The sequence below is a fragment of the Nostoc sp. genome, from assembly GCF_036917935.1.
Lineage (GTDB): Bacteria > Cyanobacteriota > Cyanobacteriia > Cyanobacteriales > Nostocaceae > Nostoc.
Window position 1 is genome coordinate 195,709 of record NZ_JBALEL010000068.1, and the last position, 16,626, is coordinate 212,334.

12 protein-coding genes are annotated in these 16,626 nt (G+C 41.5%); 4 read left to right on the forward strand and 8 right to left on the reverse strand.

Translation table 11 applies throughout. From position 1 onward, the window contains the following. Positions 1-44: 44 nt before the first annotated feature. Positions 45-1,532, reverse strand: a complete 1,488-nt coding sequence (locus tag V7K62_RS30445) for a glycosyl hydrolase family 57 (protein WP_334870828.1) — start codon at positions 1,530-1,532, stop codon at positions 45-47. A gap of 637 nt (positions 1,533-2,169) precedes the next feature. Here V7K62_RS30445 and V7K62_RS30450 point away from each other — a divergent pair. After that, positions 2,170-3,408 (forward strand): ScyD/ScyE family protein, encoded by a 1,239-nt coding sequence (locus tag V7K62_RS30450; RefSeq protein ID WP_334870830.1) that lies wholly within the window; start codon positions 2,170-2,172, stop codon positions 3,406-3,408. Between the two features lie 38 nt (positions 3,409-3,446). Here V7K62_RS30450 and V7K62_RS30455 read toward each other — a convergent pair whose 3' ends face one another. Further along, positions 3,447-4,268 (reverse strand): SDR family NAD(P)-dependent oxidoreductase, encoded by an 822-nt coding sequence (locus V7K62_RS30455; protein ID WP_334870832.1) that lies wholly within the window; start codon positions 4,266-4,268, stop codon positions 3,447-3,449. Between the two features lie 1,177 nt (positions 4,269-5,445). After that, the gene (locus V7K62_RS30460; protein ID WP_334870834.1) at positions 5,446-7,143 is read right to left on the reverse strand and encodes an alpha/beta hydrolase; all 1,698 of its coding nucleotides are present in this window, start codon (positions 7,141-7,143) and stop codon (positions 5,446-5,448) included. A 241-nt stretch (positions 7,144-7,384) separates the two neighbouring features. On the opposite strand from V7K62_RS30460, the gene V7K62_RS30465 reads away from it, so the two are divergent. Then, a complete protein-coding gene (locus V7K62_RS30465; protein WP_334870836.1) occupies positions 7,385-7,579 on the forward strand; it encodes a hypothetical protein in 195 nt (64 codons plus the stop codon). A gap of 20 nt (positions 7,580-7,599) precedes the next feature. On the opposite strand, the gene V7K62_RS30470 is transcribed toward V7K62_RS30465, so the two are convergent. After that, positions 7,600-8,517, reverse strand: coding sequence for an ion channel (locus V7K62_RS30470; RefSeq protein ID WP_334870838.1), 918 nt, complete (start codon positions 8,515-8,517; stop codon positions 7,600-7,602). Between the two features lie 323 nt (positions 8,518-8,840). Further along, positions 8,841-9,737 (reverse strand): YsnF/AvaK domain-containing protein, encoded by an 897-nt coding sequence (locus tag V7K62_RS30475; RefSeq protein WP_334870840.1) that lies wholly within the window; start codon positions 9,735-9,737, stop codon positions 8,841-8,843. Between the two features lie 71 nt (positions 9,738-9,808). Between V7K62_RS30475 and V7K62_RS30480 the strand changes: the two genes are divergently transcribed. Then, a complete protein-coding gene (locus tag V7K62_RS30480) occupies positions 9,809-9,955 on the forward strand; it encodes a hypothetical protein (RefSeq protein WP_334870842.1) in 147 nt (48 codons plus the stop codon). Positions 9,956-9,979: 24 nt separating this feature from the next. Here V7K62_RS30480 and V7K62_RS30485 read toward each other — a convergent pair whose 3' ends face one another. Continuing rightward, on the reverse strand, positions 9,980-10,894 hold the full coding sequence (locus tag V7K62_RS30485; protein WP_334870844.1) for a DUF2382 domain-containing protein: 915 nt from the start codon (positions 10,892-10,894) through the stop codon (positions 9,980-9,982). A 398-nt stretch (positions 10,895-11,292) separates the two neighbouring features. Then, the gene (locus V7K62_RS30490) at positions 11,293-12,135 is read right to left on the reverse strand and encodes a DUF2382 domain-containing protein (protein ID WP_334870846.1); all 843 of its coding nucleotides are present in this window, start codon (positions 12,133-12,135) and stop codon (positions 11,293-11,295) included. A 391-nt stretch (positions 12,136-12,526) separates the two neighbouring features. Here V7K62_RS30490 and V7K62_RS30495 point away from each other — a divergent pair, with 391 nt between their 5' ends. Next, positions 12,527-13,261 (forward strand): DUF1995 family protein, encoded by a 735-nt coding sequence (locus V7K62_RS30495; protein ID WP_334870848.1) that lies wholly within the window; start codon positions 12,527-12,529, stop codon positions 13,259-13,261. Between the two features lie 123 nt (positions 13,262-13,384). On the opposite strand, the gene V7K62_RS30500 is transcribed toward V7K62_RS30495, so the two are convergent. Further along, a complete protein-coding gene (locus V7K62_RS30500; RefSeq protein WP_334870850.1) occupies positions 13,385-16,414 on the reverse strand; it encodes a zinc-dependent metalloprotease in 3,030 nt (1,009 codons plus the stop codon). Positions 16,415-16,626 lie beyond the last annotated feature (212 nt).

The following is a 16,626-nucleotide window of genomic DNA, read 5'->3' on the forward strand; positions in this document are numbered from 1 at the left end:
TGGCATCGTCATATTGTGAAAATAGTCTACGGTAAAGAATTTGCTTACACTAAGTTTTCGCCACGTTGGTAAATTTCCCGTGCGTGATCAGTCCAAGCACCTTGTCCCCAATAACGAAAACAACTGGTTTGCAGCAAAAGGTTATGTAGAAGAATGTTACGGTATTGAGACTGTTTCGTGATCGCTTCTGCTGAGTCAGTTTGCAGCAATGGATCAAACTTCTGATGGAATAAACTACTTAATTGATACATCGGAGACAATACATTTTCATATCCTTTTACCCAACTGATATGATTTGTCCATGAGGCTCCATCCAGATGAAAATTAGAGTTTATTTGCTTTAATTCTTGAATAGCATTCTCTACAGCTTCCGGTTGATTATTTTCTGGTGAAACTCGCTCCCAAATTTGATGTTGTCCCACTGGTTGACAAGTTGGATAATCTTCAGATTTGCATCCAGCAGCTTCGATTAATTCTAAATATTCTGTACCACACACCCCAACAACACCTGATTTTCCTCCGCCATTATTGACCATATCCCACCAAGCTTGTTTAAAAGCGCTAGGAAATTCATTCATCATCACGCCGCCATTTTCACCATCACCAATTTGGCTAACTATTGGTGGTACAAATACACTCCCAATTTGTTGTTTGGATAATGTTTTAGCTTCGTAATAAGGCTGCATTTGAGCAACTAATTTAGTATCCGAACCTTGGGTTTTAATTAAAGCTGTAATGCTAATGGTTTCGCCTTGAGAATTACGGGCAATTAGACGATGTGGTAAATGTTTATGAGTGAGAGATTGACCCGTAAGAGTTTCTACAGAATGTTCTTGAACAAGTAGCCAGCGATATCCACATTCTTTCAGCGCTTTCACAAATTCAAAGAGAGCATCAGGGTGATTTGGTAGGTGCATTTCTGGGGGCGAAAATCCTTTAACTCGCGCTAGTGCTTCCCAGCCAAAAATTGCCGCAAAGTGATGTTGCCATGCAACGATATGTAATTTAATATCTGCTATGGGTGTGGAAGGAATAACTGCATGACCCCACATTGTACCCAGCCATTCTACATAAGGTTGGTAGGTGCGATCGCAAGTGATCCGTTTGAGATTATCCAGAACATCACCGCGTCCCATTTGCCGCAGTCCCCACAGAAGATTACCAGAGTAATCCAACATCACACGCGGATTGCAACCTTGATTTACCAATTCGGGGATCAAGTCACCCATACGGCTGTAACAATGGGCAAAAGGATCTGCATTGTGGTTATCCCCTTCATGGGGATGTTCAAACATATATTGCAGATTGCTGATCAGTGTGCCGCCATTTCCAGCAGGTATAGTTGGCTGGTGCATGTGTAAGGCGATCGCAAACACAGCATTTACGTCTTCTAAGCGCAGATTCGTTGTTGGTAAAAATACTGGTTGATCGTGGTTAACTACAGAGAGAACCTCTGTTTCCCAACCAGAAATATTCGGCAAGCCATCAATGATTTCGGGCAAAGGAGTCAGAGTTGTGGGGAAGGAAAGCATTTCTGGTTGCTCCGAAACAAGGTATGTCTAATTATGCGATCGCACAGCAATTTATGATCTGCAACTTTATGTATTGATGCAAACTGCGATCGCCTTGTACTCCCGCAATATCTCTGTAGTTCAACAGTTGGGATATCACACTTATATAAAAAATGTTGGAAAATATACAGCAATCCTATTTAATTTTGTTGCTATAGCCGTACATCTGTACGCCCCTACAGCCAATTTATTATGTTGCAAAGATTTTTGGAAATGGTATGATACAACTCGAAATTAATAAATTTACATTTCATCTAGGTTTCTGGGTTTGAATCTGTTTCCCTCTTTTAAATAAGCTGTAAGAGGATGTCTGAGAAGTATCAAATATTTCTTGATCCCCCCTAACCCACGCCAGTCGCTCCACTTGGGGAGACCCCAAGACCGCGCTGGCTCCCCTTAAAAAAGGGGGGAATAAGAGTCTTAAAGTCCCCCTTTTGAAGGGGGATTTAGGGGGATCTCCAAGGCTTAGATGTATACAAAAAAACTTTTCAGACATCCTGTAAAATCCACAGAAACTATACACAGTAAATATTAGTATTTATCAAGATAAAATTTTCTTTTCTATGCTTTACGCAAATTTAATTTTAGGACAGGTCTAATGAAACTAAAGCAATTTGGAATTACATTTTTGAGTGTTTGTATTGCTGCTTTTTCGGGAATGAAAGCAGCAGAGGCGGCATCATTTTCGGTAATTGCCGATGGTCTTAATAGTCCACGGGGTCTAACTTTTGCTCCTGATGGAAGTCTCTACGTCACAGAAGCAGGAACAGGCGGAGATGGAGCTTGTGTTCCTTCACCGAGTGCCGAAGGTCAATCTTTATGTTATGGCACAACTGGTGCAGTGACAAAAATTAGAAATGGTACGCAAGAACGTGTACTTACAGGACTTCCTTCTTTAGCATTACCAGATGGTACTGATACTGCTGGGCCTCATGATATAAAATTTGATGCCAGTGGCAAACCTTATATTGCAATTGGGTATGCTTCTGATCCCACATTTCGCGCCACATTAGGTAACACTGACTTAGGAAAAATCATCACTGCTAATTTCAATACAAATTCCTGGACTAGTGTTGCTGATTTAGCTAATTATGAACTTGCAAATAATCCCGATCGAGGCGATCTAATTAGCAATCCTTTCTCTCTTCTTTTAGATGGAAATAATATTGTTGCAGTTGATACTGGTGCTAATGAGTTACTCAGCGTAGGTACTGATGGAAGTAATTTAAAGGCGATCGCTACAATTCCTCGGCAGACATTAACTAATCCAGTTTTTCCCTCTGGTGCATCGTCATCGCCATTTGAAATCCAAGCAGTACCCACAAATATCGCCAAAGGCCCAGATGGCGCTTATTATATTAGCCAATTAACTGGTTTTCCCTTTCCAGAAGGTGAAGCAAAAATCTATCGAGTTGGTGCTGATGGTCAACCAACAGTTTATACCGATGGCTTTACCCAACTTACTGACTTGGCTTTTGATACTGAGGGTAATTTATATGCTTTGCAGTACGCTAATCAGTCACTCTGGAAAGGTAATTTAGATGGTTCTGTAATTAAAATAGCGAGGGATGGGACTCGCACAACTATTCTTAGTGGCAATGGATTAGAGTCTCCTACTGCTTTGACTATTGGTGCTGATGGTGCTATCTACGTGACAAACCGAGGCGATCGCCCTGGACTTGGACAAGTTATCAAAATTGAGAATTCCAAGTCTGTTCCTGAGTCTACTTCTACTTTCAGCTTATTAGCATTTCTTGGCACTGTGAGCGTTACTTTGTTGCACAAGGGTAAAGCCAAACGACTGAAGATTTCGGACAAGTTTGTTCAGGAATGCTGAGTGTTGAGTCACCGATCGCTCTCGGCGTCCCCCCTTCTCTACGAGACGCTACGCGAAGGGATAAGTTTTTCAATCAGCCGTTGTCTGCTTGGTGCTGGCGGTGTTGCTATTCGTAAAATTAGCTCTAACAACCAAGGGGCGAGGCGTTGACACAACACGGCTAAATGACTTTGCCATCCGACTAAAATTTCTGATGAATCATTCTGCATTCCGGTGACGAGTGCTTTAGCCACTTGCTGGGGAGTCATGGGGATCACCCAGCGAAATAATTTTAAGTCGCGCACCATGTCTGTGTCTGTCAGGGAAGGCAATAATGCAATGACGCGAATATTGTGTTCAGCTAATTCTTGGCGTAAGGCTTGGGTAAATCCTAAGATGGCAAACTTGGTTGCTGAGTATGTCGCCATCGTTGGTGCTGCAACTTTCCCCATCAGGCTCGATACATTGACAATTGTCCCTTGTCTTTGGCTGGCCATACGTCGAGCGATCAGACTAGTGAGGTTGTACATTCCTAACAAGTTCACAGAGAGTTCTTCTTGAACTTGGGGCATTTTAGATTGCAAAAATGAACTTTGGTATGCAACTCCCGCACAATTAACCAGCAGATGAATCTGTCCGTAATTGCGCCATAGTTGGGCAACAGCGATATTTACTTCAATTGTTTGAGTCAAATCTAAAGCCACGATCACAGCTTCTGTACCCATAGCTTCGATTTCCTTGGCTACCTCCACTAACTTGCGGCGATCGCGTGCTACCAATATCATCCGCTTGATGCCTTGTTGCGCTAATTCGAGGGCGATCGCTCGTCCAATCCCACGCGAAGCCCCTGTAATTAGGGCTACTTTACCTTGAATCTCCATTGGTTTTATCCTCCAAAATTTAAGTCTTACTAAACTCTTCGTTATTGCCGATACATACAATTAAGAGCTACTCGCTTGTCTGCACAAGGTAAGACAAATAATCAATCGCAATTGAAATCAAACTGAAACTAAGCCTTTAGCAACGAGATATTTCTTGGTTAATCTGCAATCCCTCATAGTTGTCTATATGAGGCAGAAATTTCTCGTTTTTAACCCGTCAAAGCCTAACACACTTGGCTGAATGGGTATAGCTCATAGATTTTATTTCTCCTAGATCCGAGCGTTCATCAGCATCGTTGTCATACACACGTTAGCAATTAAATCAAGGTATTGCAATATTCTTTAATAAGTATTTCTTAATACTTGTTAATGACAAGTATATATATACAAAATATTTTATTAAATAAGTTTTTATGAATCCCTCAGTATAAATATCTCACTTTCCTGACAAATAGCCCTGTTTTAGGAAATTGTGATATCTAATTCATAGCTTAGAAACAAAAAAGACATATAGCGTTTTGGCTTATGGTTGCAATACTTAGAATTTCTAACAACTCACAAAATTGCAACAGTACATTTACTGTTTTTTGAAAATAAAGGTTGATGGCTTTTATTTATTGAAAATAATCAAAGAGGATTAGATCGTTGTCTGGAATTATCTGCCAAAACTTTAGGACAAATAGGAGTTTATTTAGGTTTAGCTTTGAGTTCATCAAAGTAATGCTTGAGACTTGCTTTGTCTATAGCAAACTTCAATCGTTCGCGAACAATAAGATCCCCGACTTCTCTAAGAAGTCGGGGATCTGAACTATAAATCAATATGATTTCTAATTGATGATTCTGCCGAAAGCTGCACTCAGTGTATTTACGTAAGTAGTAACTCCACGCTTAAATTGACTTACTCCGAGCAAGGATGGATAAGCTGTTCCACATTTAACTTGCATAATTAGAGCGGGCAAGATGCCCACCCCACAAGAGTTATATAAATTTTAGATATGCAAACTAGATGTGGTTTAGCTTATCAATTAGGTTGGGTTTTGCTATTGCTCAACCCAACAACAGAGCAAAATGTTGGGTTGAGGAACGCAACCCAACCTACAGATTTCTATTTTTTAGGCAAAACCTACGCAGTATTGGGATGGATATTGGTGGAAATTATTTATTCTATTTTCTCAAACTAACGGGGGGTAGGGATAGGTTGAGGATTTGATGGTTTGCTTGACTGGGGAGTTGACCCACTCCAAACTTGATTGAACTGAGCTACCGACAACGACTGTAAAAGACTGAGATTAAGTGGCTCTTTGCTGATAAATGTGGCATAGGAAGGCTGCAAATAAGAACGGTATTCAGGGCGGTTGAGGAGATGGGTTTCTAAAAAAGCGACGCTGAGGGCGTTGAGATAGGAATAAACAGGAGCGCGATCGGGGCCCAGCAAGGCAGGTGGCACAGGTAAGACATCGTTTTGAGGAGTAGGTTCGGCGATCGCTGAAAAGTGGGTGGCGTTTTCGATCAAAGCCAGGTACTTATTGGAGTCAGAAAGCCAGGTAAAGGGGCGAATTTGCTCAAACACGGGTGGGGCGAAAATATCTTGACTACCTGCTACCAGCATGATGGGAATTTTAATTTGACTGATTCCCCCCTGACCCAAAACTGAGCTGTCAATCGGATTAATCGCAATGATCACCTTGATGCGATCGTCTTTGAGTTCGTAATCCTTTGGGGGTAACTCACTTGCTTGACACTGCAAAAAGAGCGACAAATTAAAGGATGAATTATTGGGATCACAGTCTTGACGCAGTTGCTCAAAGTTAATCTTGGCTCCTGCTAAAGTCAAAACAGTATAACCGCCAAAAGACTGACCGATCGCCCCAACTTGCTGAAAATTGAGTTTTCCCTGGAGAGTGGGATCAGACTTTTCGAGACGCTGGAGTTCATCGAGTAGATATTTAATATCCAAAGGTCGATTGATAAATTCTGCTGCATCTGGCGGCGCTGCCAAACCTGCAAAGTATTGCTGAAAGCGTTGGGCATTACTACCAGGGTGTTCTAGTACAGCAACAGCAAAACCGTATGATGCTAGATGTTCAGCCAGGTAGACAAAGGTAGAGCGGTCTGAGGCGATGCCATGAGAAATTACAATCAGGGGAAAGGGAGGCGAGAGTAATTCTCCAGTGCTTTGTGGATCTGCTTTTGGCAGATAGATATCCACAGGTAAACGGCGTGAGCGAGAAATGTCATTTAGGTCGAAGGTTTTTTTCTGCCAGCTGAATTTTCCTGGCGATCGCAAATCTGGTTTTTGGGAGAAATCAATGTTTGAAGTGGCTGCTTGAGCGATCGCTTCTTTTTGAAGAGAGGCAAAAACTTCATCCTTTTTTTTGATCAATTGCGACAAGTCATCGACTATCCTTAACCCCTCTGTGAAATTTACCCGTATAGTATTGCTAGGAAATTTCCGCAGCAAATTCACAACCGTTAAACCCTCTCGATCGGCAGCAGCCAAAATCAAAGAGGCACGTATGGCATAAAAACCATTCTTTCGAGACTCAGTGAGAAGTAATTTTCCTAGTTGTTGCACCATCTGCTCGCCTATAGGTGAGTAGGTCACTTGAGATAGTAGTGTAGGAGTGACATTAAACCGCTGCTGGAGTAGATCCCGCAGTTGAGCGAGTTGTTCAGGAGTCGCACGACTAGCATAAAATGAAAAATCTTGATCGATTTTGCCATCTTTCGCAAAGGTTTCCAGCGAGTCCACCGATAAGGAAAATTCGCCGAAGGGAGGATAAAAAAAGCTAATGCGTTCAGCCCCCAATCCGGGAGTAGCAGTCAAGAACGTAGATAGCAAACCTAAACCCAGATATCTCAAAAATTTTTTCATTAGAAAAACCCACTATCTAGCCCGGCTAAACTTGTTTGGGTAGTCAGGAAAGCGGGGCGGGATCAACCGCTTTCCTGTTTAATTGGTTTAGATATATTCAAACAGGCTACAAGCACAAGAAAGCAAGTACTTACCAGAAATTTGACGGGAGTTTGAATGATCAAAATACATGGGTAGCAAATTTTTCAGCCAAACAGCATCAGTAGCGCGATAATAGATATAGAGATCAAAATTAAGTTATATGTCCTTTGCCTCCTGCGCCTGTTATGTTGTCGTCCTCAACCAACAACAAGAGCAAAATATCTCCCACCAAAACCAGTGTCAGGATGTGCCAGTTAACCACAGCAAGAGTATGGTTAAAAGTTGCACTGTAGTTGAAAATGGTCGAGTGGTCATTAAACCCTTGCAACCACCACTCAATGAGCCTTCCGAGTAACTTTCAGGAATTTAACCCCTTTAATCTAAAGGTAAAACATCGTGGAAGCGGTTGTAATCAATGTAGCGATGTCCATCGGGTGTGTGGTGAAAGATATCAACAAATTGATTGTTCCACAAAATCTCATTAGCACTATAGTGATGACGCGCATGGACGACCTGGGCAACCGTTTCATCAATGCCACTCAAAGAGACAATTAGCATAGTATTTGTCTGGGTTAACGATTCTGGTGTCATCCCATATAAAGGACTAAACTCATCAATGACATGCATCACTGACCAGCTTAAGGTGAAGCTAGGTGTTTGGTTCCTCAGTAGTTTGAGATCGTGGAACCGACGGATGAACTGTCCTTCTAGGGTTACTTCGTCGCGCATCAAGTAGACTCGCATCTGCGCCTCCAGAATCGTATTGCGACGCTTATTAGCGCTGCGAAATATCAGAGTCGGCATCGCATTATGAGCTGTAATGACAGCAACACGGCTAAACAGTACACGGGCTGTAGGTCGAGAGAATCGAGCAAACGCTAGCCCTGTCATCACAGCAATTCCCACCAAACCGATCATCGCTTCAATAGTGACAATAATGTTGGCGTAAGTTGTTTTAGGATACATTGCCCCATAGCCGATAGATGCTAGGGTTTGCACGCTAAAGAAAAATACATCTAAAAAAGAGCCAGGTTGGGCGTTGGCAATACAATCTCCTCCTATCAAGTAAGCTAGTGCAAATAGAGCATTAATAGTTAGATAGACAGTACAAATCAGGAGCAGAAAGCCAATCCAGGGAATCGTTAGCAGCAGATGATAGGGATCGCGCCAGTAGGAATGCCATACACCCATACCTATAATCTCAAATTTTCCATCTTGAACATGAATCTGAATAGGTGGGATCAGACGCTGCTGTCGTTTCTTGGGTGAAAGTCTCTTCAGTCGAAATTTCATTGCAAGCAGCCAAAAGAACGGCAACTGCTTAGTATTGTAAATTAAGTAAATAGACTAGTAAGGGCAGTGCAATGCTCATTGGTGTCAACTATAACTTAAGATATTGCCCTCATCCCCTCACCCCCAGCCCCTCTCCCAAAATTGGCAGAGGGGCTGGGGGTGAGGGAAAAACTTATCCAGTCAGAAGATTTCAGCTGAAGTTGACACCAATGTGCAATGCTGTGCCTATACCACAGATAGGGTTCAAATAAATGAAAACTGCTGTAAATAAGCAAAAAAATAGGGTGTGCAATGCCCACCCTACTTATTTATCTGCTAGAAACTTATTTTTCTGGTTTTAGTGATTGACCTTTAGAGCAGCGGTCAAACCACTCCTGGTATTTTTTCTGGTGTGACTCATCTTCAACAGCAATGGTAACACGCACCTGCTTACAGCCGTGATTTCGCTCTAGTGCGATCGCATTCAACAATAAATTAGCAATTTTAGGCGAGCTAAATTCGCCGCTTACCGTTAAACCGTTGTCAAAATGTGTAACTTCAAGTCTTTCTACTTCAGACAAGTCAACGCCAGTAATTTCCCCTTGTCCTAAATCAATTTCTGCGAGTTGTTTGTGTTCTGGGCTAATTTGTTCCACAATCAGCTTTTCACGCCGGACAGGAACTTGCACCATCCGGGTTTCGATTACTTTGCGAACAATTACCTCACCAACTTTACGCTTACTGCTTTCAACAACTAGTCGTTCTTCTAGTAGACGAATAATCTGTTCTTCAGGAACCTGTTCTAAATTTACTGGCTCAACTGGGTTATTTGTAATTTGATTATTAGCTAGTTGCTCAGTTGAGTTGCTATCGCCTGGTGTTTCTGCTTCTAAATATTCAGGCATATACTCAATTTCTGATTTGTTTAAGTCTATGAAAACAGATTTAGTCGGCTTGTCTATTTGTTTTATTCTCTGGCTCTGCAACCTAAATAAAGAAGGATGTTTATCAGCTAACTGCTGACCATATTCTATAGTTTGTTGATTTGCCTGGTTAGATATAACTAAGTTTAGCCGACGATTAGCATCCACAATTAAATCATAAACTACTCCTACTAGCTGACCTTGCTTATCAAACACAGCAAAGTTGTTCACCTTCTTTCTTAAATCTGCCAGAGACGAGCTAGTGCGAGAGTTACCGTTTGCCTGGACAATATTTTTTGCCATCTGTTGGCTATTCATCTGCAAAATTTACTAACTGCTTTCTACTTAGCTAAATTAAATGTATTAATCATCTGGATACCATTGAGAAAATGTTGGCGATCGCTGCATTTATCCAACTCATATCCAGAGCAATATTTGCAATCAAAAATCCCAAGTGGTATCAGCTATTACAAGCACAGGTAAAGCTAATTCAACAGCCTCACCTGCACTGTGTAGAATTAATTATTAGTCATTAGTTACTAGCTAATAACTATGTTTAGTTAGCGTTCTTCAATCGGAAGATTACTAGAATTCACATCTAACTCTTCACGACGCACGGTTTCTTGAGTTTCAACTGTGTCTTGTTCGACCACTTTTCTAACTCTTACTTCTTCACGCAAAAATGCTTCTTTGCGAACATCAGCAGTTTCTTCATGGATTTCTATGCGAGCAACTTCACCTTCACGGAAGTCTGCTTCGCGCCCAGAAACAGCCTTACCCGCATCTGCTGGAGTTACACGTTCAATCACAACTCTTTCTCTTTCTACTGGCACTGCAACGCGTGCAGTATCAGTCTCAACACGCTTGCCAATTGTTACTTCTCCAGTTTTTTGGCGTCGTTTACTGGCAATCAGCCGTTCTTCATACAATCTCAGAGTTTGATGATCTTGCTCATTTAACCCGAATAAAGAAGGCTCATTTTCGTAAGTGTAGCTATCACGGGCGTAAGTGGGAGTTGTACCCAATGGTGCTGGTGCTACAGGTGCTCCTAAAGGGTCTAATGATGCCAAAGGATCTACTAATGGCATTGAAGCTTCTACAGGAGGGTTGTAGTCTGTGGGTTGGCGATATACCCCACGCACCCGTTCTTCATAGTCGTAATCCAGGGTTTGACGTTCATTGAACTCAGGCAAATCTTCAGCTTGCTCTCTAGTCAAGCCAATTGTATATACACGATCAATGTTATAGTCAATACGGGCACGACCCAGTGGTAGTAATACTTTTTTACCAAAAATCCAGAAGCCTAAGTCAACGACTAGATAGCGAAAATGACCTTCCTCATCAACTAAAACATCGCTGATAGTACCAATTTTTTCATCAGTTCCCTGTGTATAGACACCCAACCCCTTAATGTCATGGCCATCAAAACTCTCTTGATAGTTAGGCTCAAAATCTTCTAATTTGTAAAGAACCATTATCTATTAACCTCAAATATTTTTTTGTCATCTCTTAATAACTAAACTAGACATTTATTTATTTTTGTACATCCTTCTGCCGAAGGAATTATTTCCAGAGTGAAATAATCGAAAGTTATAGATATTTTTGAGCAATATGGCTAACTAGAGAGGCTAAATTGGCAGCATCTGACTTGATTTTGTAAAAATATGTCTAGCCTTGGTGTATGGGATTCGCCAAATTTTGTATCTTTACATGGTTTGTCAAGATGTAAATTTATTCAACAACCAGATTCCGGACTTGTCTAATAAGTCGGGAATCTGGTTGTTGAATAAAAAAACACAGGCAGAGATAAAAATTAACTTTGCCTGGATGATTATTTCAGATAATCTACTAAACAAATTTATCAGCCAGCTAATTAAATAGCTTCATCTGTGGTGATACCATCTTCTTGCAGATGTAAATTACCCGTAGTATCAACATCTAATTCTTCTCGCCGAATGGTGTCTTGTGCTTCCACAGTGTCCCGTTCTACTACTTTCTTGACCCGAACTTCTTCACGCACAAATGCTTCTTTATGTATCTCAGGCGTTTCTTCGTACACTTCTATGCGTACTACTTCCCCTTCTTGAAACTTAAGTTCATTGGGATCTACAACCTTTCCTGCTTCTGTTGGTGTAACTCGCTCAATCAGAACTCGTTCTTTTTGAATAGGTACTGTAACGTGTACAGTTTCTGTTTCAATATGCTTACCAACCGTTACTTCTCCGGTTTTGATGCGGTGTTTGTTGGCAATTAATCGTTCTTCATAGAGTTTAAAAGTTTGATGAGATTGCTCATTCAACCCATATAAATCTGGATCTTTTTGGTAATTGTATGTATCGCGATCATAAGTCAGATCGCTGGTTGGAGAACGAAATACACTACGTACATTTTCTTCGTAATCACGATCAACGATCGCATCTTCTGTGTGATCGGGTAAATTTTCTAATTGCTGTCTGCTTAAACCATCAACATAGATGCGTCTTTCTGGATAATTAATCCGGGAAAGACCAATTGGTAGTAATATTTTCTTGCTAACAAAATCTAAACTTATATCAATAATTAAATAACGAAAATGACCATCGTCATCAACTAAAACATCAGCAACTGAGCCAACTCTATCTCCTCCCTCAGTATAAACATCCAGCGCTTTAACGTCGTCTCCGCCAAAGGTTTCTCGATAATTTTGGTCAAAATGTTCAAGTTTGTGAATAGGCATACGCTGTTCCTAAGTTGCTTACAATGTTTATTTACTACTGTAAAAAATATTGCGTTAACTATCCTCCTGCTGGCGACTGAGTTCAATAGAGATATTTGAGGATTTATATAGGAGAATACTCAAGCTGAACACGATTAATAATCAATAGAGATATAACTAAAGTTATAAAAAACAAGACACCATACTGGGATAAAATATTTTTTTCAACTGGTCGAGGCGATCGCATAATGGCGATATAGCAAATTTCTTACCCATGTTGTTGACAAAATTCCTCAGAGATCGAATGAAACAGCCCTAGTTTTAAGGGGATTGAGCGATCTCGTCTGCGTAAGTCCTAATTAAGAGCCAATACTGAAACAATGGGAGTAGACACTACAAAACCATGCAGATTATGAGTGAACTTCCAAATAGTCTAGAAGATGCGATCGCCCAATCTCGTGTAGCCGTCCAAAATGCCCTTGCAGATGGCTGTACTCGCTTGCAAGTTGAGTTCCTGTTCCCAGAACTAAAGTTTATGCCGGTGGCAGAACAATTTTTGCCCGTGTTTACAGATTATGATTCCCGTTTGAAGATTTTCTTTGCTGACGCTGGGGCTGCGGCCCTAGCCCGTCGTAATTGGGCAGATGCACCATTTCAAATTTTGGATATTGGTACGGGTAGGGCTGCTTCCTTGCAGACAAAAATTCAGCCAGAGGATGAAATTTTCTTATTCATTGCCCCTACATCGGTAGAAGTGCCGCAGTTGGAAAAGCTGTGTGAAGTAATAGGCGATCGCCCTTTAGTTTTGTTAAATCCCCGTTTAGAAGATTCTGGGGTTGTGGGCATTGGTTATGCAGCAAGAAAAACTCGTGAGCGTTTCACCAATACTATTGAATCTGCCTATTACCTGCGCCCAATAGACGATCAAAGTGCCATTCGTCGCTGCTACCCAGGACAGTGGGAAGTTTGGCTGGAAACCAGCGGCGAATATCAAAGAATTGCCGAATTACCCACAAAACCAGCGGGTGATGAGTTGGATCTGATTGTTTTAAAAGGACAACCGCAAACAACAACAGACGCGACACCTGCGAGAAAGCCCAGTGTGTTTAAGAGTTTGCAACGCTTCTTAAAGGCGTTGAGTAGTTAGGAGAAAGCAGAGGTAGCAGCAGGAAAATTCTCATCTGCTGCCTCATTTTAAGTTTTTTATACATTTTAATCCAGAAAACCTTGTACATTGTGCAACATTGCCAAGCCGTGGGACAAGAACTTTTTAATTCGTTTGCAATGGGGCGTTTAAGACTTTCTCGATGCGATCGCGCGTTTCTAATAAGTGCGCTTTGGTGTATTCATCCTCGGAATTAACACCCTTAAGTTTCTCATCAAGCTGTTTGAGTTTATACCAAGCTAGAGTCCGAGCATCTTCTGGAACATGTTCTTTCCGCAATACCATACTGGTCAAAATGTCCAGGTATTCCCGCTGCAAGCCTCGCCGCAAACTGCCAATCTTCATCGGTTTAGCTTTTGGTTTGATGACTTCCGTCCAAATACCTGATTGCAAAGTGTCAAATAGTTCAGGAAGAGTCAGTGATTTTCCTTCAGGAGTTTTGAGTTCAATATCCTTGAGGCGAGAGAGGCGATCGCCTGAGAGTAAATCTCGCAACACAGAACTCTGCATGAGTAGCACCAAGTCATGAATTGGAAAATCCAAACGACCAACTTGCGGAGAACTACCCCAATGTCGCCAACGGGAAGGTGCTAATTTATTCAGTAATTCTGGTGAAAAACTTAGGGCATCTTCTGCAAATACATATTTTTGCAGCGTTTCTAAAGCTTGGCGTTGTTCTTCAACTGGTACTGGTTCAAATGGTAAACGGTGTTGGCGGACTCCAGAAGGGTTCTCGGAAGGGAGTTCGCTAGGGTGAATGCGATAAAAAGACTGTCCCCCAATATATTTTGTGGTGTAATATATTTGCTGGAAAAAGTTACCCAATACTGTGCTAAAACGTTCGCTCACATCGCTGTAACTATCGCCAGCTATTGGGTAACGCTTATCGAGACGTTCCCACATCACTCGCGAATTATTCAATTGCCACTGAGAATAAAGCAGCACATTGCCGCTGTTATCCCAAGCATCAGCAGTTGGGTCAAGGTCATACACATCTTCATCTGTAGAATAACTCAATTCTGGCTTGTAGGATTGTGCAGCAATTTCTTCCAAAATTGGCTTTTCTGCTAGAGGAGTTGATGTCTTAATTGTTGTGTAGCCGTACTTAATTGCCCATTCATCATAAGGCCCCACCATACTAGGAAAATAATCTCCTTGTTTTGTACCTTGAGGGGCAATATTTGGGGGAATATAGTCCATTACAGAAGTTGTCAGACCTTTAGTTTTGGTAATTTCTGTATTATTCATCTCCTCTGGTGCTAGCAGTGTACTACCACGGAAGTTATGACGTAAACCAAGAGTATGTCCAACTTCGTGAGCGATGATTAAACGTAAATATTGATTGATATATTCTTTTACCTGGTCTGGAGTGGCCATACTATCAGGCAACAGTGACATCGCCAGTGAACCAAAGGCAAACTGGTTAGCAGCTTCCATCCCATAGCATAAATCGTACTCGCCTGCCATTTTTGATAAACGACTCAACAACCCCTGTTGCCCTTGCATCTTCTGGGGCACACCATTGTTTTTCGCATCTAAACCATTGGCGCAAAGTAGACGATTTTGCATCAAAGCTGATAAAGTAGTCCGGTTTTCGGTTTGGCTGGGTTGGACGATTTTGCGATAATCATTCTTGAGTGCCCGCACAAAGCTAGCATCTACGAGAATGTCTGCATCCAAAATTTCCCCTGTCAATGGGTTAACACGGGATGGCCCCATTGCAAAGTATCCATCTACTGTGTTAATCCAGCGAATCGTGTTGTAACGAATATCTGCCGGGTCCCAGGTGGCATCATCTGGCATTTGGCGAACTTCAATTGCATCCTTGAATCCGGCTTTGAGAAAGGCTTTGTTCCACATTAGGGCACCTTCTTTCATCGCATCGCGGTACTCTAATGGCACAGCGTTATCAATCCAGAAGACAATCGGTTTTTTAGGACGAGAAATGACTGCTTTCGGGTCTTGTTTTTCTAAATGCCAGCGATTTATGTAGCGGACAAAAGAATCGCCGCGATCGTCATCTTTGGATAAATCTTGGTAGGCGGTGATGAAATAGCCGATGCGATCGTCAGCAAAGCGCGGTCGATAATCTTGATCGGGTAGTTGGGAGAAACTGTAGTGGACGCGCAGGGTAAAGCCACGGTTGTCAGCTAGCGACGCAAAGCTTGCCATTTCACTGTCGTGGTCAACGCTACCAGAGAAATTCAAAACTGACTCGACTTCTAAGTTTTGGGGAAAGGCTTTAGCAGTACCAAAATAGGACTGGTCTGTGCTTCCTGGGACTCCTAAACTTACAGATAATCCAGCTAAGTCTGTGAGTAACAAATCTCCCAAGTCAATCAGAAGAGTTTTGCGTTCTGGATGAATGCTTTTAATGGAAATGCTGTAGAGAACAGAGTCACTAAACGATCGCCTCAGCGATCGCACCTGGGGATCTCCCTCACGAGTGCGAAAATTCACATTACGGATGACAAAGTGTAGTTTATCATCCACCCGTTGGAAATAAAACAAAAAATCTTGCAGAGGCATACCACTGTAAATACCCTGTTCGCCAATGCCCGATTCCAGGGTTGCCGTAGCTAGGTAATTTTTATTAAGTTGCTCTGGCTTAATTTCTAGATAAATCTTATTCTTTTCTTTATTGCGATAAAGGGTGAATAATCCCCCTGACTTTTGGGTGTCTTTGATTACTTCGTTAAATGGCTCTAAATCATCCTTTGTTGCTGGTTTCGCAGTCGGACTAGGCTTTGCATTGGGTTTTTCTGGGGGTTTGGCAACTTGCAAAAATGGTTGCTGACCTGCTTTTTTCAGGTTTTTTACTATCCAAATGAACGGTTGAGGCTGTGCATGTTTATTTTGATTAACTACCCAAACTTGGCCTGATGGTAGCTTCTGTTTCTGAGGAATATTGATATTATTTAGCGATAAGGCTGATATTTTAGTTGCAGAAGTTTCTGTCGTTAACTGACTATTGGATTTCTCTCCACTTCTAGCTGTAACTACGCCTTCTACAACCTTATGGTTGGCTGACAACTCTGTATCAACTCTGTTAACAAACGGTGACTTAGCGCTAGCCGTTGCTATTCCTAAAAACAAACTATGTAACAAAATCATATAAAAGGTCAATCTGTTCATCGCATTCATTCCCTGATAACTATCCCTAGTTAATTTTTAACTTTTGCAAAGCTATACAGCTTGCCCGCAAACTTTTGACTGAAATTTTATTTACCATTTTTCAGCTTTGTTGGGCTGTTTTAGTGTAGGATTTTTCCTAACAATTGTGTCTCCAAAAAATGGTAAATATTATTTTTACATCAGACTAGTAAATTTCTTGGAAAAAAAGTATA